We start from the raw sequence: 20874 nt of genomic DNA on the forward strand, positions 1-20874 counted from the left end.
GAACCACGGCCCTCTCCCCCATGTGGCGTATCCGCAACGCCGATGTCGCCACAAAGTGACAGTCAGTGCCTTGGCCCGCCGCGAAGGCGCGGGTGCCGATGAGCGTTGACGCCCGGCACAAGCAGGAGCAGGCACGCCCACTATAGTGAAAGGACGGGTAGTGTATGGACCGGACGTAACAGAGCCGGTCCCCGCGTGCTTCAGGGAGCCTGACCCATGACAGGGACGATCACCGAGCATCGAGCCGCCCTCATCCCCAAGCTCGCTTCAGACCGTGGGGGGACGGGGCACCCCGCCCCCCAACACGTTTCCTGTCGATAGCCGGAAACGCCCGTATGACACTGGCCCTCATCGTCCTGTTACCGCTGCTCGGTGCGCTGCTACCGGCGCTGTATCGACGCGGCACCTGCCGACGGCTCGCCTGCCTGGCGGCCCTGCCCACTGTCTCGAGCCTTCTCCTGCTGTTGAGCGTTCTGCCGCGGATCTCGAGCGGCGAGACGATCATTGCCGAGCTTGGCTGGCTGCCCTCGCTGGGACTCAACCTGGCGCTGCGACTCGACGCCCTGGGCCTGCTGTTCGCCCTGCTGATCACCGGTATCGGTGGCTTGATCCTGCTCTTCGCGCGCTACTACTTCGAGGGCAGCGCCTCGGCCGCACGTTTCTTCACCCTGGTGCTGCTGTTCATGGCGGTCATGCTGGGCATCGTGCTTTCCGAGAATCTGCTGTTCATGCTGGTGTTCTGGGAGCTGACCAGCCTGGTGTCGTTCCTGCTGATCGGCTTTCACAGCGACCGCCAGGCGGCCCGGCTGGGCGCGCGGATGTCGCTGGTGATCACCGGCGGCGGCGGGCTGGCCCTGTTCGGCGGCATCGTGCTGCTCGGCCAGGCCGCCGGCAGCTACGAGCTCTCGGTGGTGCTCGAGGCCGGCGAGCGGATCCGCGCCCACGAGCACTATGGCCTGATGCTCAACCTGATCCTGCTCGGCGCCTTCACCAAGTCGGCCCAGTTCCCCTTCCACCTCTGGCTGCCCCACGCCATGACGGCGCCGACACCGGTCTCCGCCTACCTGCACAGCGCGACCATGGTCAAGGCAGGGCTCTTCCTGCTCGCCAGGCTGCATCCGGCCCTGGCGGATACGGAACTCTGGTTCCACCTGGTCACCCTGACCGGGATGCTGACGCTGATGGTGGGGGCCTTCGTGGCCATGTTCATGCACGACATGAAGGGGCTGCTGGCCTACTCCACGGTCTCCCACCTGGGGCTGATCATGCTGCTGCTGGGGCTGGGCACGCCCATGGCGCTGGCGGCGGCACTCTTCCACCTGGTGTGCCATGCGCTGTTCAAGGCGCCGTTGTTCATGATGGCGGGTTACGTGGATCGCGCCACCGGCACCCGCGACATGCGCCGCATCAACGGCATGTGGCGCTTCATGCCGACGCTGATGGCGCTCTCGGCGATCCCCGCCGCCGCCATGGCCGGCCTGCCGCTGATGAGCGGCTACCTGAGCAAGAAGATGCTGTTCGGCGAGAGCCTGCGGGTGGTCACACCGGAATGGGCGACGCTGGTGATCCCCGCCTGGGTCACCCTGGCAGGGCTCTTCTCGGTGGCCTACTCGATTCGCATCTTCCATAACGTCTACTTCAACGGGCGGCCCATCGACCTGCCCGTCTGGCCGCCCCACGAGCCCCGCAAGGCGGCCCTCACGCCGATCGCGCTGCTGGCCCTGGCCACGCTCCTGATGGGCCTGGCGCCGCAGGGGGTCTACGCGACGCTCGTCCACCCGGCGTTCGAGGCCGCGCGCCAGGCAGAGCTTGCCGCCTACGACTTCGCGACGCTGGGCGGCACCCGAACGGGGCTGATGAGCCTCGTCGCGCTGGCGGGGGGCGCGCTCTTCTATGCGATCCGCAATCCGCTGTTCCGCCTCCACGCCCGCCTGCCCGAGGTGGATGCCAAGGAGATCTTCGACTGGGCCATGCGCCGCGCCATCGAGCTCTCCCAGCGCCGGGTCTTCCAGCTCGAGAACGGCTCGCTGCAGCGCTACCTGACCTTCATCATGGTCACCGTGGTGGTGCTGGTCGGCGTGGAGCTGCTCGCCGTGGCGCACTGGAACGGCGGCGTGCCGCTGGCCGCCCTCGACCCGCTGACCGTGCTGGCCGCCGGCCTGCTCTGCCTGGCGGCCATCGGCGTGGTGGTCTTCCACCACCATCGGCTGCCGGCCCTGTTGCTGCTCGGGGTGACCGGGCTCTTCGTGACCGTCGCCTTCGCGCGGTTCTCGGCGCCGGACCTCGCCCTGACCCAGCTGATGGTGGAGGTGATGGCGGTGGTGATCATGATGCTGGCGCTCTCCTTCCTGCCCCAGCTGTCGCCCCGGGAGTCCACGCGTTTGAGGATGGGACGCGACCTGGCCATCGCCGTCCTGGTGGGCGTCGGCGTCGCGGCCTTCAGCTTCGCCATCCTGACCCGCCCGCAGCACACCATCTCCGACTTCTTCCTCGCCAACAGCCTGCCCGGCGGAGGCGGCACCAACGTGGTCAATGTGATCCTGGTGGACTTCCGCGGCTTCGATACCCTGGGCGAGATCACCGTGCTCGGCATCGCGGCCGTGGCGGTCTTCGCCTTCACCCGCGACCTGCATCTCAAGGAGCGGGTGGTCGACACCAATCCCGGGCACTGGGTGGCCGAGCCGCACCCGATCATGCTCAGCACCGTGGCCCGGCTGGTGCTGCCGATCGCCCTGCTGGTCTCGGCCTATATCTTCCTGCGCGGCCACAACCTGCCCGGCGGCGGCTTCATCGCCGGGCTGATCACCGCCGTGGCCTTCACGCTGCAGTACATGGCGGGCGGCCTGGTCTGGGCCCAGACACGCATGCTGACCGCCTTCCGGCCGCTGATCGGGGCCGGCCTGTTGATCGCCGTGGTCACCGGGCTCGGCAGCTGGCTGTTCGGCTACCCGTTCCTCACTTCGGCCCACGGCCACTTGAACCTGCCGCTGATCGGTGAGTTCGAGCTGGCCACCGCCATGCTCTTCGACCTCGGCGTCTATGCCACCGTGGTCGGGGCGACGCTGCTGGTGCTGGCCAACCTCGGCAAGCTGATGACCGTAGCCGGCCCCGGCAAGGAGATCGGCTGATGGAACTGCTCTATGCGATGACGCTGGGCGTGCTGACCACCTGCGGGGTCTACCTGCTGCTGCGGGCGCGCACCTTCACGGTGATCCTGGGCCTCACCCTGCTCTCCCACGCCGTCAATCTCTACCTCTTCGCCTCGGGGCGGCTGGTCGCCGGCGCGCCGGCCATCGTCGGCCTCGCCGAGCGCTCGGCCGACCCGCTGCCCCAGGCCCTGGTGCTGACCGCCATCGTCATCGGCTTCGCCATGACCGCCTTCGTGGTGGTGCTGGCCCTCAAGGCGGCGGTGGAGCTGCGCAACGACCACGTCGACGGCGAGAACCCAGACGAGGATCGCCTGTGAACCATGCGCTGATCCTGCCGATCCTGCTGCCCCTGATCACCGGGGCGAGCCTGCTGCTGCTCTACCGGCTGCCGTTCGGCGTGCAGCGCCTGGCCGGCATCGCCAGCACCCTGGGCCTCGTGCTGCTGGGCACCTGGGCCCTTGGCGCGGCTGGCGGCGGGGAGTATCGGCTCTACCATGCCGGCGACTGGCCGGCGCCCTTCGGCATCGTGCTGATCCTCGACCGACTCAGCGCCCTCATGCTGGCGCTGACCGCCGTGCTGGGTTTCTGCTGCCTGCTCTATGCCAGCCGCGGCATCGACCGCCGCGGAGCGCACTTCCACGCCCTCTTCCAGTTCCAGCTGGCCGGCCTCAACGGCGCCTTCCTCACCGGCGACCTGTTCAACCTCTTCGTGTTCTTCGAGATCCTGCTGATCGCCTCCTATGCGCTGCTGCTGCATGGCGGCGGGCGGGCGCGCAGCCGCGCCGGCCTGCACTACGTGATCATCAACCTGGTGGGCTCGGCGCTATTCCTGATCGCCCTGGGCACCCTCTACGGGCTCACCGGCACCCTCAACATGGCCGACCTGGCGCTCGAAGTGGCCGCCGCTCCAGCGGGCGACACGCCGCTGCTGGCGGCGGCCAGCATGGTGCTGCTGGTGGTGTTCGGCATCAAGGCCGCCATCCTGCCGCTGCTGTTCTGGCTGCCCCGCGCCTATTCGGCCGCCAGCGCCCCGGTGGCCGCGCTCTTTGCCATCATGACCAAGGTCGGCATCTACGCCATCCTGCGGGTCTTCCTGCTGGTCTTCGGGCTGGGCGAGGCGCCGGTCAACGCCGCCGCCTGGCAGTGGCTGTGGCCGCTGGCGCTTGCGACCCTGGCGCTGGGCGGCGTCGGAGTGCTGGGCTCGGACAGCCTGCGTACCCTGACCGCCTACCTGGTGATCCTCTCGGTGGGCACCCTGCTCGCCACCATCAGCCTCGTCACCCCGGCTACCCTCGGCGCCGCGCTCTTCTACCTGATCCACAGCACCGGCATGGCGGCCGCCTTCTTCCTGCTCGCCGACCTGATGGGCCAGCAGCGCGACGAGGGCTACGACCGCTTCTCGGTGGTGGCGCCCGTGGGGCATCGCGGGGTGCTCGGCAGCCTGTTCTTCCTCGCCGCCATCGCCGCGGTCGGCCTGCCACCGTTCGGCGGCTTCGTCAGCAAGGCGTGGATCCTCCAGGCGAGTGCCGGGGAGCCCCGGGGGCTCTGGCTGTGGGGCGTGCTGCTCGCCGCGGCGCTGCTGACCCTGATCGCCGTCAGCCGCACCGGCAGCAGCTGGTTCTGGCGCCCCGGCCCTGCCGCCGAGTCGCGCCCGCTGGATCGCGGCTGCCTGGCCATCGTCTGTGCCATGGTGGCCCTCAACGGCGTGCTGCCGGCGCTGGGCGAGCCGATCATGGCCTATCTCACCCTCACCGCCGAGCAGCTGATGACGCCCCAGGCCTATATCGCCGCCATGCTGCCGGAGACGCTGGCCCTCGCCGAGGAGGTCTCGCCATGACGCCGCCGCTGCGCTCCCGGCAGTTCTGGCTGCCGCACCCGCTGTTCTCGCTGTTCCTGACCCTGCTGTGGCTGCTGATGGTCAACGACCTGAGCGTGGCCCACGCCCTGCTGGGGCTGGCGCTGGGCGTGGCGATCCCCCTCGTGACCCACGCCTTCTGGCCGGAGGAGGCGAAGATCCGGCGACCGCTGCCGCTGCTGCGCTACCTGGGCGTGCTGCTGGTGGACATCCTGCGCTCCAACCTGGTGGTGGCCCTGCGCATCCTGCGCCCCGCCCGCCAGCTGCGGCCGGGCTTCTTCACCTATCCGCTCGCCCTGGAGGACGACTTCGCCATCACCCTGCTGGCCAGCACCATCTCGTTGACGCCGGGTACCGTCTCGCTCCACTACGACAACGAGGCCAACACCCTGCTGATCCACGCCCTGCACCTGGAGGACGAGGCCGAGGCCATCGCCACCATTCGCACGCGCTACGAGCAGCCCCTGGAGGAGATCTTCCGATGATTGCCGTCGTCATCCCCATCGCCATGACGCTCTTCGCCGTCGCCGTGCTGTTGAACTTCTACCGCCTGGCCATCGGCCCGGACATCGTCGACCGGATCCTGGCGCTGGATACCCTGATGATCAACAGCATCGCGCTGATCGTGCTGGCCGACCTGCGCATGGGGCTCGGCGTGCTCTTCGAGCTGGCCCTCTTGATCGCCCTGATGGGCTTCGTGAGCACCGTGGCCATGAGCAAGTACCTGCTGCGGGGGGACGTCATCGAATGACCCACCTCGACATGCCGGCCACTCTGCAGCTCGTCGTCGCCGCCTTCCTGCTGATCGGTGCCCTGGTGGCCCTGATCGGCTCCTGGGGCCTGGCCAAGCTGCCCGACTTCTACACGCGCCTGCACGGCCCCACCAAGGCCAGCACCCTGGGCGTCGGCTGCACCCTGATCGGCTCGCTGCTCTTCTTCAGCCACCAGCAGGACGGCGTCTCGGTCCAGGAGGCACTGGTGACGATCTTCCTGTTCGCCACCGCCCCGGTCAGCGCCCACATGCTGGGCAAGGCCGCCCTGCGCCGGCGTCTGAAGGGCGTGCCGGGAACCCGCAACATGCCAGATCGATAGACAACAGGTGTGTCTCGGGAAAATGAGGCGCTGTCCTGGCCTGGTGGCTAACCACCGTCGCCATCACTAAGATGAAGCCTCCCACCAGCCTCCGCCATATGACGCGCCGCGTATCATCCCTTGGTTCTCCGCCACTATACTGACGCAACGAAGGGCCATCGGGCCCTCGGGAGTCGCGCCAGGGCGTCGGCCTTCTCTTATCCCCCGCAGGGATCGCCGATTGTCGAGCCACGAGGCAGACCATGTTGGAGATCCGCCTGCTGGGCGAGCAGAGAGTCGTGGACGCCGGAACCCCGATCGAGGCACTGCGCTCGCCACGGGTACAGGCCCTGCTGGCCTACCTGGTGATCCATGTCGGGGCGCCACAGGGCCGCCAGCATCTGGCCGCCGTCTTCTGGCCCGACTCCAGCGAGGCCCAGGCACGCACCAACCTGCGCCGTGAACTGCACCAGCTGCGCGCCGCCCTGCCGGATGCCGACCGCTGCCTCGCCGTGGAGGCCCACAGCCTCTGCTGGCGCGAGAATGCCCCCTGCCACCTCGACCTGCTGGCCTTTCGCCGGACCGCCGCCGAGGCCGAAGCCGCGACGGACGACGATGCCTTCCTGAACTCTGCCCGTCAGGCACTGGAGGCCTATGGTGGCGACCTGTTGCCCAGCCTCCACGACGACTGGGTACTCGAGGAACGCGAACGCCTGCGCCAACGCTGCATCACCCTGCTCGACCGCCTGGCCGCCACCCTGGCCGGACAGGGTCGGCTGCCAGCAGCGCTGGAGACTGCCCGACGCCGAGTCGAACTCGAACCCCTCGAAGAGTCCGGCTATCGGGCCCTGATGCGGCTGCAGGCACTCGCCGGCGACCGCGCCATGGCGCTGCGCACCGCTCAGCGCTGTGCCACTCTCCTGGCACGCACCCTGGGTGTTGAGCCCTGCGCCGAGACCCTGGCCCTCTACGATGAACTCTCCCACCCCGTTGAGCCGCAGCTTGCCGTGGCGCCGGCCCTGCGCCAGGCGCCACCGCTGATCGGCCGCGACACCGAGCTGGAGGTGCTCGAGTCGGCCTGGGCCCGGGTCGCCCAAGGGCCTCGCCTGATCGTGATCGCCGGCGAGGCCGGTGTGGGCAAGTCGCGCCTGGCCGCGGAGCTCGCTCACCCCATCCAGCAGCGCGGCGCACTGGTGGCCCAGGCGCGCTGCTTCTCCTCCCCAGCCCGTCTGGCGCTCGCCCCGGTGGCCGAATGGCTGCGCAGCGCGGCGCTGCGACCGGGCATCGACCAGCTGGCACCGACCTGGCGCCAGGAGGTCGGACGGCTGGTCCCCGAGCTGGGCACCAGCCCTGCCTCGGCGCCCCTCGCCGATGCCTGGCAGCGCCGCCAGTTCTTCGAAGGGCTGGCGCGTACGATCCTCGCCGATGGGCGTCCCACGCTGCTGGTGCTCGACGATCTGCAATGGTGCGACGGTGAGACCCTGGCCTGGCTCGAGGTGCTGCTCCACCTGGAACCGGCCGCGCCCTTGCTGCTGGTCACCACCCTGCGCAGCGAGGAGTTCGACGACAACCTCGAGCTGGTGGCCTGCTGCCGACGCCTCCAGGCCCAGGGGCTGCTCAAGCGTCTTGAGCTCGCACCCCTTGAGGCACGCCAGACCGCCGAACTCGCCGCCGCCCTGCACGACGCTCCGCTCGACGCCGCGGAGGCGCATCGATTGCAGGCGCACACCGGCGGCTTCCCCTTGTTCGTGGTCGAGTCGCTGCGCGAGGGCGGGACACGGTCGTCACGCTGCGAGGCGATCCTGGACCAGCGGCTCGCGCGACTCGGTCCCGCGGCGGAAGAGCTGATCGGGCTGGCGGCCACCCTGGGACGGAGCTTCTCCTTCGACCTGCTGGCCACCGCCAGCGAGCTCGACGAGGCCAGCCTACAAGGCGCCTTCGACGAGCTATGGCAGCGACGGCTGCTGTGCGAATACTCCCCGTTTACCTATGACTTCGCCCACGACCTGCTCCGCGAGGCCGCCTATCGCCGGCTCACTCCGCCGCACCGCCGACTGCTGCACCGTCGCCTGGCGATCGCCATGGAAAGCACCGTCAACGACGAAGGCGCCATGCTGGCGGCCCAGGTCGCCGAACAATTCGAGGCGGGGGGCCAGCCCGAGCGGGCAATCCACTATCACGCCCTCGCCGCCGAGACCGCCACCGCGGTGTTCGCCCTCGCTGACGCCATCCGTCATTACGACCGGGCGCTCGCGCTGCTGGCCGAGCGACCACCCGGTGCGACGCGCGACCGGCGCGAGCTGGCCCTGAGCGAAGCGCTGGTGTCACCGCTCGCCGCCCTGCACGGCTATGCAGCCCCGCGGGTCGGCGACACCATCGAGCGCAGCGTCACGTTGAGCGAGGGCCTCGGTGAAACCAGGGAAACCGACCGCGGCCGGGCCGCCCTGTGCTGGCACCGCTTCGTTCAGGGGCGCATGCAGGAGTCCGCGGACCTGGCGCAGTACCTGGCGGCTCCCCAGACCCGAACCGGCTGGCGCCGCCAGGCGCTATCGCTACCGCTGTTCGGCCTCGGCCGACACCGGGAGGCCTTGGATTGCCTTCAGGGCGACACGCCGGAGACGGAAGACGATGACCGGCACCTGTTTGGCTTCCACGCCACGGTGCTGGTACGCGGCGCCGAGGCACACCTGCACTGGCTGGTAGGGCAAGCCGGCGATGCAACGGCAACCGCGGCCTCCTCCCTGCGGCTGGCCAACGCCTCCGGCCAACCCTTCGAGGTAGCGATCGCCCACGGCTACGCGGCGATCACCTACCACCTGCTCGGCGACCGCGAACGCACCGACGAGCACGCCGCCACCCTGCGGCGCCATTGCACGCGCTACGGCTTCGCCTACTACGGCGAGTGGGGGCGGATCCTGGCCGGCCGCCTGACCAGCGGCGCGGCCGGCGAGGCGCTCATCCGCCAGGGTATCGAGCGGCTGCGCCAGCAACACGCCGGGGCGCGCATGCCGTTCTGGCTCGCCCTGCTCGCCGAGGTGCTGGTCGAGACCGACCGCCCCGCCGAGGCGGGCCGGATTCTCGGCGAAGCACGTGACTGGGCCGAGGCCCACGGCGACACCTGGTGGCTTCCGGAACTCTGGCGCCTCGACGCCGCCGTCTGCCCGGCGGGCGAGGCCGAAGAGCGCCTCCAGCGAGCCCTGGCGATCGCCACCGAGCAGGGCGCTCTGGCGTTGCAACTGCGCGCCGCCCTCGACCTGGCAGATCGCCACCTCACCGCGGGTCGCCACGAGGCGGCACGCGACCTGCTCGGCCCCCTGCGCTGGCAAGCCTCTGGCTGCAACCCCGCCGAATTGGCCGCCCTCGACGCAATGCTCGAGCGCACCTGCACCTAAAACTAAAACACGCCACCTGCCTCCCGCGAACGCCTCACGAACGCTACGCGAACGCCACCGGGTCCATGCTCGAGTCTCCAGACAAACCCTCAGGAGGCATCCATGGCCCGCAACGACAACCTTCCAGAAGCCGCACTCGAGACGCTGCAGGGCGGCCTGCGTGGCAAGCTGATCCGCCCCGGCCAGGACGGCTACGAGATAGCCAGAAGCGTATGGAACGGCATGATCGACCGTCATCCCGGCGCCATCGCACGCTGTGCCGACGTCGGCGACGTGATGACGGCAGTACGCACGGCGAACGAGCACCGCGTCCCACTGGCCGTGCGTGGCGGGGGCCACAGCGCCAGCGGCCTGGCCCTGTGCGATGACGGCCTGGTGATCGACCTGTCGGCCATGCACGGCGTACGCGTCGATCCGCTAGCCCGCACGGTCACCGCCGAAGGTGGCTGCACCCTGGGCGATGTCGATCACGCCACCCACGCCTTCGGTCTCGCGACTCCCTTTGGCATCATCTCCACGAGCGGCATCGGCGGTCTCACCCTGGGGGGCGGCAGCGGCTACCTCTCCCGGCACCACGGTCTGTCGATCGACAACCTGCTGGCTGCCGACGTGGTGCTGGCCGACGGCAGCTTCGTCACCGCCAGCGCCGAGTCGCATCCCGATCTGTTCTGGGCGCTGCGCGGCGGAGGCGGCAACTTCGGGGTGGTCACCGCCTTCCAGTTCCGCTGCCATCCGGTACGCAACGTCATGGCCGGCCCGGTCCTCTATGATGTGGCCGACACCGGAGCGGTGCTGCGCTGGTACCGTCACTTCCTGCCCTCGGCGCCCGAGGAGCTGTACGGCTTCTTCATGGTCGGCACCGTACCGCCGGCCCCGCCCTTCCCGGAGGCCCTGCACGGCCGGCACGTCTGCGGCATCATCTGGGTCTACAGCGGCGACCGTGACGCCGCCGATGCCGTCCTCGCCTCGGCCCGACAGTTCGGCTCGCCGCTGCTCGACGGCATCCACGAAGTCCCCTTCCCGGCCCTGCAGTCGGTCTTCGACTCGCTCTATCCCCCTGGGCTGCACTCCTACTGGCGGGGCGACTTCTTCGCCGAGATCCCCGATGAAGCCATCGCCGTCCACGAGCGCTTCGCCGAGGTCCCCACACCGCTCTCTACCATGCACCTTTACCCCATCGACGGGGCCGCCCAGCGGGTGGGCCAGGACGACACCGCCTTCCGCTACCGGAATGCCACCTGGAACGCGGTCATCCTGGGCATCGATCCCGACCCGGCCAATGCCGACCGTGTCCGCGACTGGGTAGTGCGCTACTGGGAGGCCCTGCATCCCAGTTCGGCGGGTGGCGCCTATGTGAACTTCATGATGGACGAAGGTCATGACCGGGTTCAGGCGACCTATGGCGAAAACTACGACCGGCTGGCCCGCATCAAGGCGCACTACGACCCGGACAACCTGTTCCGCCACAACCACAACATCCCGCCGGCCGACCTGGCGTGATCATCATGCACGACAAGACAGAGGAGAACCGCCATGAAACCCCATGCCACCCCTTCCGTAAGCCTGCCCCTCGCCGCCCTGGCCCTGGGTACGCTGGCCCTGTCCGTCCCGACACTGGCGGCGAGCGACGACCCACGCCCCATTACCGTGGAGGAACTGACCCCGCGCGGCGAGATCACCGATGAAGTCGCCGTCCGGATCGGCCTCGCCGTGGAGGGTCGCGAACGGCTCGACCTTGAGGTCCCCGAGGCTGGACGGGTCGCCACGGCCCGGATCACCATCCAACCGGGCGCGGCCTTTCCCTGGCACACCCATCCCGGGCCGGTATTTGCCACCGTTGCCCGGGGTGAACTGGTCTACGTCTATGCCGATGACTGCGTGGAGCGCCCCTATGCGACGGGTGAGCTGTTCATCGACCCGGGCTTCGACAACATCCACAGTGCCTTCAACCCCAGCGAGACCGAGGAAGCCGTGGTGGTAGCGACCTTCCTCAACGCCCCCGAGGGCGAGAACGGCAAGGGCCTGACCATTCCCCGCGAGCCCGATCAGACCTGCCCCGACCTGCCCATCGGCGGGGCACATTGACGACAGGAACCCGCAACGAGGCGGGAGCCCGGCAACCTCAGCAACCGACCCTCTCCCGCCTCACCCATCACTGGCGCCGCCTGGCTAAGGTGGTGCCACGGTCGTGCCATGAAACTACGCCTTGACCAGGCTCTGCCCAGCACTCAGTGCAGCGTCTCGGCCCGCGGCTCGAACAGCAGCTAGACATAGTGGCGCAGCACCAGCCCGCCCTCGATGATCGTCGATACCATGTCGGCCAGCACCTGGGTAACGCCGCACAGTGGATCTTCGGCCGCCACCATTTGACTTCTCGGCCCTAACAGTCAAAATGATATTCACTCTCATTTGAGCCTCATGGTGCACTATGAACGCGGAACGCTCCCAGCTCTACTACGCCTGCGTTTTCCTGCACGTCTCCTTCCAGGCGATTCAGCACTCGGTGGCCTGCTCCTCTAGCCAGGACGACACGCCCTGCTGGCTGGATGCGCAGACGATGAGCCTGCTGCTGCGCGAACTCCAGCGCTGTCGTCGGCAGGCGGTCCCCTTGAAGGAGGTCTATCCGTCCCTGGACACCGCCGTCTACCACTGCGGCCTGCTGATGGCCCAGTGCCCCGCCGCCCTCCACCGCCCGCTCTGCCAGCACCATCTCGAGGCCATCATCACGCCGCTGCAAGAGGCCGCGGCGCAACTCTCGGGCAAGGTGAACCAGGCATCCGGGAGCCAGGTCCTCTCACCCGGTCAGCGACTTCGCCACTGGCTGGGGTGGTAGAGAACGCCGTCTCGCGCCTGCCGGCTGGAAGCATCGGCATGACCACCGCGGTCGTGTCCAGCGCCAACCGGCGTGCTCAGGCGTTGTAGACGACCCGGCCGAGCTCGCCGATGTCATAGCCGCCCAGCGCCGCGGCCCGCTCGACGAATCGAGGCTCCCGGGCGAAGGCCAGCAGGCGCTGGATCGGGGCCTCGAAGAAGCTGCGCCGCCGCAGGGCCAGGTCGAAGGCCTCCTCGTGGAGCGGCACGAAGGCGAGCCCCTGGCGGCGCGCGGCGGCCTCCACGCCCAGCCCCACGTCGGCCTCGCCCTGGCGAATGGCCAGCGCCAGGTCGTCCTCGCTGAGCGAGGGATGCGCGACGAAGCGCAGCTCGCCCGGATCGATGCCCGCCCGTTCCAGCAGCCAGATCAGCAGCCGATGGGCGCCGGCGTCCGGCTGGCGATGGGCGACCCGCGCCCGCCGATCCGCCAGGTCCTTCAGCGCGGCGATGCGCAGCGGGTTGTCGGGCGCCAGCAGCAGCCCCTGGCGCCGCATCGCCCAGCGCAGCGTCACCAGGTCGCGCATGCCGGCGAGCCCCAGCGCCTCGGGCCGGTTGTAGTCGCCGCTGCGCTCCTCCAGCAGGTGCAGCCCCGCCACCATCGCCTCGCCCGAGAGCAGGCGTCGCACCCCGTCGCCGCTGCCGTGACAGAGCAGCGCCAGGCCCGCGCCGCTCTCGCGCACCGCCCACTCCAGCAGCGGGTCCTGGCTGCCGGCGAGCACCAGGGGCACGGGCCGGCTGCTCGCCTGGTCGCCCTCTAGGTGGCTCATCAGCCACAGATCGATGGCCTGGCGCGGGAAGAGCAGCTTGCCGGTCACCCGCACGCAGGGGATGCCCCCCTGGCGCACCAGGTCGTAGACCTTGCGCTCCTTGAGGCGCAGGTAGTCGGCCACCTCGGCGGTGGTCAGGTAGGCGTGGTCCGGGCCGAGTGCCATGGCGCTCCCCTTATACAGGTACAGGCTGGGCTGAGTTCGTCGTTCTGCTGCATATTACTGCATGAATTCCCGCACCGGGTGCATCAGGTGGTTTTAACGCACATGATGCCAGGAGAATGCAGGAGAGCCCGATGCCCGACGACGCCAACGCCTTCCAGACCGCCCTGGCCCTGATCCTGGGGCTCGATCCCGACCTGATCGGGATCGTCACGCTGTCGCTGAAGGTCTCGCTCTCCGCCGTGCTGATCGCCGCGCTGATCGCCCTGCCGCTGGGCGCGGCGATCGCGCTGTGGCGCTTCCCGGGCCGCGGGGTGCTGATCGTGGCGCTCAACGCGCTGATGGGGCTGCCGCCGGTGGTCGCCGGGCTGGCGGTCTACCTGCTGCTCTCGCGTGCCGGTCCGCTGGGCGAACTGGGCCTGCTGTTCACGCCCGGGGCCATGGTGCTCGCCCAGGTGATCCTGGTGCTGCCGATCATCGCCGCCCTCACCCGCCAGCAGGTCGAGGAGCTCCACGGCGACTACCGCGAACAGCTCACCTCCATGGGCGTCTCCCGGGCGCGCCGCATCCCCACCCTGCTGTGGGACGCCCGCTTCGGCCTGGCCACCGTGATGCTCGCCGGCTTCGGCCGCGCCAGCGCCGAGGTCGGGGCGGTGATGATCGTCGGCGGCAACATCGACGGCGTGACTCGGGTGATGACCACCGCCATCGTGCTGGAGACCAGCAAGGGCGACCTGCCCCTGGCGCTGGGGCTCGGCATCGTGCTGCTCGCGCTGGTGGCGCTGGTCAACGCCGCCGCCCACCTGGTCGGCGAGACGGCGCGGAGGCGGGTGGGATGAACGAGCTGACCCGCCTGGACGCTACGCCCATTTCCCCGCTCGCCCTTGAGGGCGTCGGCTTCAGCCACCGCGGCCAGCCGCTGCTGCACCCGGTCGACCTGCGCCTCACAGGCTGCCACTGCACCCTGGTGATGGGCCCCAACGGCGCCGGCAAGAGCCTGCTGATGCGCCTCGCCCACGGCCTGCTCGCCCCCACCACCGGCCGCGTGCGCTGGGAGGGCCGCCCGCCGCGCCAGGCCATGGTCTTCCAGCGCCCGGTGCTGCTGCGCCGTTCGGCCCTGGCCAACCTCACCTATGCCCTGGCGATCGCCGGCACGCCCCGCCGCCAGCGCAAGCCGCTGGCCCGCGAGGCGCTGGCGCGCTTCGGCCTGGCCGCCCTGGAGGCGCGCCCGGCCCGGGTGCTCTCCGGCGGCGAGCAGCAGCGCCTGGCGCTGGCCCGGGCCTGGCTGGCCCGGCCCGAGGTGCTGTTTCTCGACGAGCCGACCTCGGCGCTGGACCCCGCCGCCATCAAGGCCGTGGAGGATGCGGTGCGTGACTTCCACCGTCGCGGCACGCGCATCGTGATGACCAGCCACGACCTGAACCAGGCCCGACGCCTGGCCGACGACATCGTGCTGATGGCGGACGGGCGGCTCATCGAGCACGGCCCGTCCGAGACCTTCTTCACGGCTCCCGCCTCCCCCGAGGCGCGGGCCTTCATCCGGGGCGAGCTGATCTGGTGACGGCTCGCCCATCGCACCGTGCGACACCTCACTCGACAATAACAAGGAACGGCACCATGACATGGAAAAGCACCATGCAACCGGCAGGGCTCACCCTCGCCGCCCTTGGCCTGATGGGCGTCTCGCTCGGCGCCAGCGCCCAGGACGGCGACCGCCATATCACCCTGGCCTCGACCACCTCCACCCAGAACTCGGGGCTCTTCGACGCCATCATTCCCCAGTTCAGCGAGGCGAGCGACATCGAGGTGCGGGTGGTCGCCGTGGGCACCGGCCAGGCCTTCGAGATCGCCCGCCGCGGCGATGCCGATAGCCTGCTGGTCCACGACACCGCGGGCGAGGAGCGCTTCGTCGCCGAGGGCTACGGCACCGAGCGCGCCGACGTCATGGTCAACGACTTCGTGATCGTCGGGCCGAGCGACGACCCGGCCGGCATCGCGGATGCCCAGAGCATCGAGGAGGCGCTTTCCGACATCGCCGAGGCCGAGGCGCCCTTCGCCTCCCGCGGTGACGACAGCGGCACCCACCGTGCCGAGCAGCGCCTGTGGGACGCCGCCGGCATCACACCCGGCGGCGAGTGGTACCGCGAGCTCGGCAGCGGCATGGGCCCGACCCTGAATACCGCCGCCGGCATGGACGCCTACGCGATGAGCGACCGCGCCACCTGGGTCGCCTTCGACAACCGCCAGGACCTCGAGCTGCTGTTCGAGGGCGACGAGGCGCTCTTCAACCAGTACGGCAGCCTGCTGATCTCTGCGGAGCGCCATCCGCACCTGAAGCACGACCTCGCCGAGCAGTGGCACGACTGGCTGCTCTCCGAGGCGGGCCAGGCCGCCATCGCCGACTTCGAGGTGAAGGGCCAGCAGCTGTTCTTCCCCAACGCCCACGCCGACTGAGCCGGCGCTAACCTCGCCTCACCCGCCGACCCGCCAGTACCCGGCCACGTCAGGCCGGGCCACGCACGGCCTGCTCTTCGCCGTCGAGCCTAGCGGGTATATCGCGTGAGCTCATCGGCAAATTCACTCCGCAATCGCGTCCACTCCATCTTGAACCAGGGCGTATAGTCTCCCGGGCGGGAGGCCAACTCGACATCGAGCTCTGCGGGTGATATCCAGCGCCAGTGGGCGATCTCCTGGCGGTTGGGGCGTGGCTCATTGTCAGTGACCCCAAGATATACCCAGCAAAGCTCGTGCTCGGCTCCGCTTGAACCGTACTGGGCCTGATAGCGGAACTTGTAGAGGAAGGCGAGTTGCGCTTCGATGTCGACCTCCTGCCATAATCGCCGGTGAATCGCCTCTTCCATGGGCTCGCCTCGGCGTGGGTGACTACAGCAGCTGTTGGACCAGCACAGCGACCAAAGGCGCTTGCCTTCCGCCCGCTGCTGCAGAAGAAGCTCCCCATCATGATTGAACACGAACAGCGAGAAGGCGCGATGCAGCACACCGCTTCCTTCGTGGCACCTGGCCTTGCTCAAATGCCCCAGCTCCCTGTCCTCGTCATCGACCAGGATCAGTTCCTCGTCATCGAAGGAAACGGTCTCGTCGCGCTCGCTTGAGCCAGTGCTAACCAATGGTCACCTCCTTGGCCATGATATCTGTCTACTCCTCGTCATTGCCTAGCCGAAGGCCATGAGGTGCCGCTGAAGAGCCATCACCATCGGAAGCCCATGCACTAAGTTCCGGCTGTAGGCCCGCGAGCGGCTCGAGTGGCAACCCCCTGGTCACACCGCTGAACAGCAGCTTGAGCATCCCATCATGACGTGTCGCCAGGCGGGTACTCGCGATGGCGGCCTTGACCGTGCGGCGTGACACCTTGACCTGACGCCCCGTGCAATAGGTCGGCCGAGCATCTATCCGCCTGAGTGTGAGCACGGCCAGGCCGATGGCCCATAAGCAGAAACGCCTGATGCCCGTTTCTTTCGCTGGAACCATCAGGGTGTAGCGAAAGGCATTATGCAAATGGGCATGCGCAATACCGATCATGTAGCGCAGTGCGGTGACGAACGCCGGATCACTGCGTCCCGGCACCAGGCTCGACACGTCCACACCAAACTCCTGAAATTCCTGGCGGGGCAGCCAGCAGACGCCACGTTGCCGATCATCCCAAAGGTCCTTGAGTATATTGGTGAGCTGCAGACCTTGTCCGAACGAAGGTGCCAGGGCCAGCATCTCGGCACGCTTCTCATGCATTTCGCCTGAATGCTGACAGAACAGCTCGGTGAGCATTTCACCCACGACGCCTGCCACGTAATAGCAGTAGCGATCCACCTCACCCAGGTCGGCCAAGCCCTCCAGGCTGGCATTATCCTGGTAATGGCCCATGCCCAGGCACATGATGCTCACACACTTGACCAGCGCCTGCTGCTGGGGCGCTGCGAGGCTATGGGTGCAGCGGACGATCAGTGGCGTGTTAGCCATCAACTCTCGCTCATCCGGTGACGTGGCCTGCGAGAGTAGCGGCGTGACCTGCCTGGCGAAACTCAGGGCCTTCTCCTTCCCTCTCAGCACCGCCAGAAACCGTTCCTGCAAGAGGCTCTTCTGAACCGCAGAAAGCCCCGGTTCATCCTCCAGGGTGTCGGCAATCCGGCAGACCAGGTAGGCATTGGTCACAACCTTGCACAGATCGGGCGGAAGCTGAGGGATGGTGAGGGCAAAGGTGCGTGACACCCCACCGAGGACCTGGCCCTGATAGGCTTCCGCCTCTGCAATTCCGGAAGCCGTCGCAAGGACCTTGTTGGCCATGGCAGTACACCCATTCATGTGTGGCGATTGACCGACCCGCGTAACATGCAAGTATCGAGACAGGCTGATCGGGTAGGCTATCACGCTGGCTCTGGGAGACTAACGACGCCCAGCCAACGCCATGGCCCCCTCCCCGGCCGCCGGTTGTGATCAATGCGCGGTGGTTCTCCTCTCTTTTGACATTCGTCCTCTTTCGACATTCGTCGTAGCGGTCAAAACCCGCACTTTACGTTAACGTCAACCTCGCCTAGTCTTGTGCCATCTGCCATTTTGATGACATCAGTTGGCCGGTCGCGCCCTCGCTCGAGCGTAAGGCGCGCCACCTGACACGACGGGAGCCCCGCCATGCATACGCCCTACCAACCCCTCGACTTCGGCCTCGACGACGAGCTGAACATGCTGCGCGATCACGTCAACGCCTTCGCCCGCGACGAGATCGCCCCGCGCGCCGCCGAGATCGACGAGAAAAACGAATTCCCCAATGATCTCTGGCAGAAGTTCGGCGACATGGGCCTGCTCGGCATCACCGTCTCCGACGAGGACGGCGGCAGCGGCATGGGCTATCTCGCCCACTGCATCGCCTTGGAGGAGATCTCCCGGGCCAGCGCCTCGGTGGGCCTCTCCTACGGCGCGCACTCCAACCTCTGCGTGAACCAGCTCAAGATCAACGCCTCGGCCGAGCAGAAGGCCAAGTACCTGCCCAAGCTGATCAGCGGCGAGCACGTGGGTGCCTTGGCCATGTCCGAGCCGGGCGCCGGCTCCGACGTGGTCTCCATGAAGCTGCGCGCCCGCAAGGAGGGTGACAAGTACATCCTCAGCGGCAACAAGATGTGGATTACTAACGGCCCCGACGCCGACGTGCTGGTGGTCTACGCCAAGACCGACCCCGAGGCCGGCTCCAAGGGCATCACCGCCTTCATCATCGAGAAGGGCATGCCCGGCTTCTCCACCGCCCAGAAGCTCGACAAGCTCGGCATGCGCGGCTCCAACACCTGCGAGCTGGTGTTCGAGGACTGCAAGGTCCCGGAGGAGAACGTGCTCGGCGAGGTCGGCAAGGGCGTTCGCGTGCTGATGAGCGGCCTGGACTACGAGCGCACGGTGCTCGCCGCCGGCCCCATCGGCATCATGCAGGCGGCCATGGACATCGTGGTGCCCTACGTCCACGAGCGGAAGCAGTTCAACCAGTCGATCGGCGAGTTCCAGCTGGTGCAGGGCAAGATCGCCGATATGTACACCACTCTGAACGCCTGCCGCGCCTACCTCTACGCGGTGGCGGCGGGCTGCGATCGCGGCCGCACCTCGCGCAAGGACGCCGCCGGCGTGATCCTCTTCTGTTCCGAGAAGGCCACCCAGGTGGCGCTGGATGCCATCCAGCTGCTCGGCGGCAACGGCTACATCAACGAATACCCCACCGGGCGGCTGTTGCGCGATGCCAAGCTCTACGAGATCGGCGCCGGCACCAGCGAGATCCGCCGCATGCTGATCGGCCGTGAGCTATTCAACGAATCCGCCTAACCCCAGCTATAAGCTGGAAGCTTGAAGCTGGAAGCTTGAAGCTGGAAGAGGTAGCCACCCTGCCCTCATGGGGTTTTCTTCCAGCTTCCGGCTTCAAGCTTCCGGCTCATCTCGGAGAGATGTATGGCAATCCTGAACACCCAGATCAATCCGCGCAGCGAGGCCTTCCAGGCCAACGACATCGCCATGCGACACGAGGTCGGCAAGCTGCGCGAGCTGACCGCCGCCATCCACCAGGGCGGCGGCGAGAAGGCCCGCGCCCGCCACGAGTCCCGCGGCAAGCTGTTCGTGCGCGACCGCATCGACCACCTGATCGACGAGGGCTCGCCCTTCCTCGAGTTCTCGTCGCTGGCCGCCCATGAGGTCTACGATGGCCCGGTGCCCGCCGCCGGCGTGGTCACCGGCATCGGCCGAGTCTCGGGGGTGGAGTGCGTGATCGTCGCCAACGACGCCACGGTCAAGGGCGGCACCTACTTCCCGCTGACCGTGAAGAAGCACTTGCGCGCCCAGGAGATCGCCCGCAAGCATCGCCTGCCGTGCCTCTACCTGGTCGACTCCGGCGGCGCCTTCCTGCCCCGCCAAGACGAGGTCTTCCCCGACCGTGACCACTTCGGGCGCATCTTCTACAACCAGGCCACCCTCTCCGCCGAGGGCATCCCGCAGATCGCCGTGGTGATGGGCTCCTGCACCGCGGGCGGCGCCTACGTGCCGGCCATGGCCGACGAATCGATCATCGTCCGCGAGCAGGGCACCATCTTCCTCGGCGGCCCGCCGCTGGTGAAGGCCGCCACCGGCGAGAGCATCAGCGCCGAGGACCTGGGCGGCGCCGACGTGCACGCCAAGGTCAGCGGCGTGGCCGACCACTACGCCGAGAACGACGCCCACGCCCTGCAGCTGGCCCGCGCCTGCGTGTCGCGGCTCAACTGGCAGAAGCGCGGCGAGCTGAAGATGCAGCCCTCCCGGCCGCCGCGCCTCGACCCCACCGAGCTCTACGGCATCGTCGGCACCGATCTCAAGAAGCCCTATGACGTGCGCGAGGTGATCGGGCGCATCGTCGACGACTCCGACTTCGACGAGTTCAAGCGCACCTACGGCGACACCCTGGTCACCGGCTTCGCGCACATCCACGGCCACCCGGTGGGCATCGTCGCCAACAACGGCGTGCTGTTCTCCGAGAGTGCGGTCAAGGGCGCGCACTTCATCGAGCTGTGCGCCCAGCGCAAGATCCCGCTGGTGTTCCTGCAGAACATCACCGGCTTCATGGTCGGCTCGAAGTACGAGCACGAGGGCATCGCCAAGCACGGCGCCAAGCTCGTCACCGCCGTCGCCTGTGCCCGGGTGCCCAAGTTCACCGTGCTGATCGGCGGCAGCTTCGGCGCCGGCAACTACGGCATGTGCGGCCGCGCCTTCGAACCCAACCTGCTGTTCATGTGGCCCAACGCCCGCATCTCGGTGATGGGCGGCGAGCAGGCCGCCGGCGTGCTCTCTCAGGTCAAGCGCGAGCAGATCGAGCGAGAGGGCCGCGAGTGGACGAAGGACGAGGAAGAGGCCTTCAAGGCGCCGACTCGTGAGCAGTACGAGCACCAGGGCCACCCCAACTACGCCAGTGCGCGGCTGTGGGACGACGGCGTGATCGATCCGCTGCAGACCCGCGAGGTCCTCGGCCTGTCGCTGGCCGCCGCCATGAATGCCGAAGTGGAAGAGACGCGCTTCGGCGTGTTCCGGATGTAGTCCCCTTGCTGCGCAAGGGAGCTGGAAGCTTGAAGCGATAAGCTGGAAGTCTCCTCCGCACG

At 68.3% G+C, this 20874-nt stretch carries 18 protein-coding genes; 15 read left to right on the forward strand and 3 right to left on the reverse strand.

What is annotated here, in order from left to right; all coding sequences use genetic code 11:
* The first annotated feature begins 335 nt into the window (after window positions 1-335).
* From FEI13_RS14205 to FEI13_RS14250, 10 genes are all read left to right on the forward strand, one after another.
* Window positions 336-3128 (forward strand): monovalent cation/H+ antiporter subunit A, encoded by a 2793-nt coding sequence (locus FEI13_RS14205; protein WP_138182177.1) that lies wholly within the window; start codon window positions 336-338, stop codon window positions 3126-3128.
* Window positions 3128-3466, forward strand: a complete 339-nt coding sequence (locus FEI13_RS14210; RefSeq protein ID WP_138182178.1) for a Na+/H+ antiporter subunit C — start codon at window positions 3128-3130, stop codon at window positions 3464-3466. Before FEI13_RS14205 ends, FEI13_RS14210 begins: the two co-directional genes overlap by 1 nt.
* Window positions 3463-4986 carry a monovalent cation/H+ antiporter subunit D gene (locus FEI13_RS14215; protein WP_138182179.1) on the forward strand — a complete coding sequence of 508 codons (1524 nt, stop codon included), beginning with the start codon at window positions 3463-3465 and terminating at the stop codon, window positions 4984-4986. Before FEI13_RS14210 ends, FEI13_RS14215 begins: the two co-directional genes overlap by 4 nt.
* Window positions 4983-5489: a Na+/H+ antiporter subunit E gene (locus tag FEI13_RS14220; protein ID WP_138182180.1), complete on the forward strand. Its 507-nt coding sequence runs from the start codon at window positions 4983-4985 to the stop codon at window positions 5487-5489. The genes FEI13_RS14215 and FEI13_RS14220 overlap by 4 nt, the downstream gene beginning before the upstream one ends.
* Window positions 5486-5755 (forward strand): K+/H+ antiporter subunit F, encoded by a 270-nt coding sequence (locus tag FEI13_RS14225; RefSeq protein ID WP_138182181.1) that lies wholly within the window; start codon window positions 5486-5488, stop codon window positions 5753-5755. Before FEI13_RS14220 ends, FEI13_RS14225 begins: the two co-directional genes overlap by 4 nt.
* Window positions 5752-6096 carry a Na+/H+ antiporter subunit G gene (locus FEI13_RS14230; protein WP_240036534.1) on the forward strand — a complete coding sequence of 115 codons (345 nt, stop codon included), beginning with the start codon at window positions 5752-5754 and terminating at the stop codon, window positions 6094-6096. Before FEI13_RS14225 ends, FEI13_RS14230 begins: the two co-directional genes overlap by 4 nt.
* 242 nt (window positions 6097-6338) lie before the next feature.
* The gene (locus FEI13_RS14235) at window positions 6339-9467 is read left to right on the forward strand and encodes an ATP-binding protein (protein ID WP_138182182.1); all 3129 of its coding nucleotides are present in this window, start codon (window positions 6339-6341) and stop codon (window positions 9465-9467) included.
* Between the two features lie 102 nt (window positions 9468-9569).
* Complete coding sequence (locus FEI13_RS14240; protein ID WP_138182183.1) at window positions 9570-10967, forward strand: FAD-binding oxidoreductase; 1398 nt, start codon at window positions 9570-9572, stop codon at window positions 10965-10967.
* Window positions 10968-11000: 33 nt separating this feature from the next.
* Window positions 11001-11552, forward strand: coding sequence for a cupin domain-containing protein (locus tag FEI13_RS14245; protein WP_138182184.1), 552 nt, complete (start codon window positions 11001-11003; stop codon window positions 11550-11552).
* Window positions 11553-11895: 343 nt separating this feature from the next.
* A complete protein-coding gene (locus FEI13_RS14250; protein WP_138182185.1) occupies window positions 11896-12300 on the forward strand; it encodes a hypothetical protein in 405 nt (134 codons plus the stop codon).
* Between the two features lie 76 nt (window positions 12301-12376).
* Here the strand turns inward: FEI13_RS14250 and FEI13_RS14255 are convergent, their stop codons facing one another.
* A complete protein-coding gene (locus tag FEI13_RS14255) occupies window positions 12377-13270 on the reverse strand; it encodes a helix-turn-helix transcriptional regulator (RefSeq protein WP_138182186.1) in 894 nt (297 codons plus the stop codon).
* 131 nt (window positions 13271-13401) lie between these two features.
* Here FEI13_RS14255 and FEI13_RS14260 point away from each other — a divergent pair, with 131 nt between their 5' ends.
* The 3 genes from FEI13_RS14260 (at window position 13402) to FEI13_RS14270 (ending at window position 15721) form a co-directional block, all read left to right on the forward strand.
* Window positions 13402-14106, forward strand: coding sequence for an ABC transporter permease (locus tag FEI13_RS14260; RefSeq protein ID WP_138182187.1), 705 nt, complete (start codon window positions 13402-13404; stop codon window positions 14104-14106).
* Entirely contained in the window at window positions 14103-14828 is a 726-nt protein-coding gene (locus FEI13_RS14265) for an ATP-binding cassette domain-containing protein (RefSeq protein ID WP_138182188.1), read from the forward strand. The genes FEI13_RS14260 and FEI13_RS14265 overlap by 4 nt, the downstream gene beginning before the upstream one ends.
* A gap of 113 nt (window positions 14829-14941) precedes the next feature.
* The gene (locus tag FEI13_RS14270) at window positions 14942-15721 is read left to right on the forward strand and encodes an ABC transporter substrate-binding protein (protein ID WP_240036535.1); all 780 of its coding nucleotides are present in this window, start codon (window positions 14942-14944) and stop codon (window positions 15719-15721) included.
* Window positions 15722-15810: 89 nt separating this feature from the next.
* Here the strand turns inward: FEI13_RS14270 and idi are convergent, their stop codons facing one another.
* Together idi and FEI13_RS14280 are read right to left on the reverse strand one after the other, a co-directional pair.
* Window positions 15811-16395 (reverse strand): isopentenyl-diphosphate Delta-isomerase, encoded by a 585-nt coding sequence (idi, locus tag FEI13_RS14275; protein WP_138182189.1) that lies wholly within the window; start codon window positions 16393-16395, stop codon window positions 15811-15813.
* 28 nt (window positions 16396-16423) lie between these two features.
* Entirely contained in the window at window positions 16424-17566 is a 1143-nt protein-coding gene (locus tag FEI13_RS14280) for a phytoene/squalene synthase family protein (RefSeq protein ID WP_138182190.1), read from the reverse strand.
* A 345-nt stretch (window positions 17567-17911) separates the two neighbouring features.
* Between FEI13_RS14280 and FEI13_RS14285 the strand changes: the two genes are divergently transcribed.
* Complete coding sequence (locus tag FEI13_RS14285) at window positions 17912-19081, forward strand: isovaleryl-CoA dehydrogenase (RefSeq protein WP_138182191.1); 1170 nt, start codon at window positions 17912-17914, stop codon at window positions 19079-19081.
* Between the two features lie 123 nt (window positions 19082-19204).
* Window positions 19205-20812: a carboxyl transferase domain-containing protein gene (locus tag FEI13_RS14290; protein ID WP_138182192.1), complete on the forward strand. Its 1608-nt coding sequence runs from the start codon at window positions 19205-19207 to the stop codon at window positions 20810-20812.
* The last annotated feature ends 62 nt before the right edge of the window (window positions 20813-20874 follow it).

Origin of the sequence: Halomonas urmiana (assembly GCF_005780185.1) — a bacterium.
Lineage (GTDB): Bacteria > Pseudomonadota > Gammaproteobacteria > Pseudomonadales > Halomonadaceae > Halomonas > Halomonas urmiana.

Bases quoted from the DNA above. Each gene is read 5' to 3' on its own strand.
- FEI13_RS14205 (WP_138182177.1), top strand. From the start codon at position 336: ATGACACTGGCCCTCATCGTCCTGTTACCGCTGCTCGGTGCGCTGCTA.
- FEI13_RS14210 (WP_138182178.1), top strand. From the start codon at position 3,128: ATGGAACTGCTCTATGCGATGACGCTGGGCGTGCTGACCACCTGCGGG.
- FEI13_RS14220 (WP_138182180.1), top strand. From the start codon at position 4,983: ATGACGCCGCCGCTGCGCTCCCGGCAGTTCTGGCTGCCGCACCCGCTG.
- FEI13_RS14225 (WP_138182181.1), top strand. From the start codon at position 5,486: ATGATTGCCGTCGTCATCCCCATCGCCATGACGCTCTTCGCCGTCGCC.
- FEI13_RS14230 (WP_240036534.1), top strand. From the start codon at position 5,752: ATGACCCACCTCGACATGCCGGCCACTCTGCAGCTCGTCGTCGCCGCC.
- FEI13_RS14235 (WP_138182182.1), top strand. From the start codon at position 6,339: ATGTTGGAGATCCGCCTGCTGGGCGAGCAGAGAGTCGTGGACGCCGGA.
- FEI13_RS14240 (WP_138182183.1), top strand. From the start codon at position 9,570: ATGGCCCGCAACGACAACCTTCCAGAAGCCGCACTCGAGACGCTGCAG.
- FEI13_RS14245 (WP_138182184.1), top strand. From the start codon at position 11,001: ATGAAACCCCATGCCACCCCTTCCGTAAGCCTGCCCCTCGCCGCCCTG.
- FEI13_RS14250 (WP_138182185.1), top strand. From the start codon at position 11,896: ATGAACGCGGAACGCTCCCAGCTCTACTACGCCTGCGTTTTCCTGCAC.
- FEI13_RS14255 (WP_138182186.1), bottom strand. From the start codon at position 13,270: ATGGCACTCGGCCCGGACCACGCCTACCTGACCACCGCCGAGGTGGCC.
- FEI13_RS14260 (WP_138182187.1), top strand. From the start codon at position 13,402: ATGCCCGACGACGCCAACGCCTTCCAGACCGCCCTGGCCCTGATCCTG.
- FEI13_RS14265 (WP_138182188.1), top strand. From the start codon at position 14,103: ATGAACGAGCTGACCCGCCTGGACGCTACGCCCATTTCCCCGCTCGCC.
- FEI13_RS14270 (WP_240036535.1), top strand. From the start codon at position 14,942: ATGGGCGTCTCGCTCGGCGCCAGCGCCCAGGACGGCGACCGCCATATC.
- FEI13_RS14280 (WP_138182190.1), bottom strand. From the start codon at position 17,566: ATGGCCAACAAGGTCCTTGCGACGGCTTCCGGAATTGCAGAGGCGGAA.
- FEI13_RS14285 (WP_138182191.1), top strand. From the start codon at position 17,912: ATGCATACGCCCTACCAACCCCTCGACTTCGGCCTCGACGACGAGCTG.
- FEI13_RS14290 (WP_138182192.1), top strand. From the start codon at position 19,205: ATGGCAATCCTGAACACCCAGATCAATCCGCGCAGCGAGGCCTTCCAG.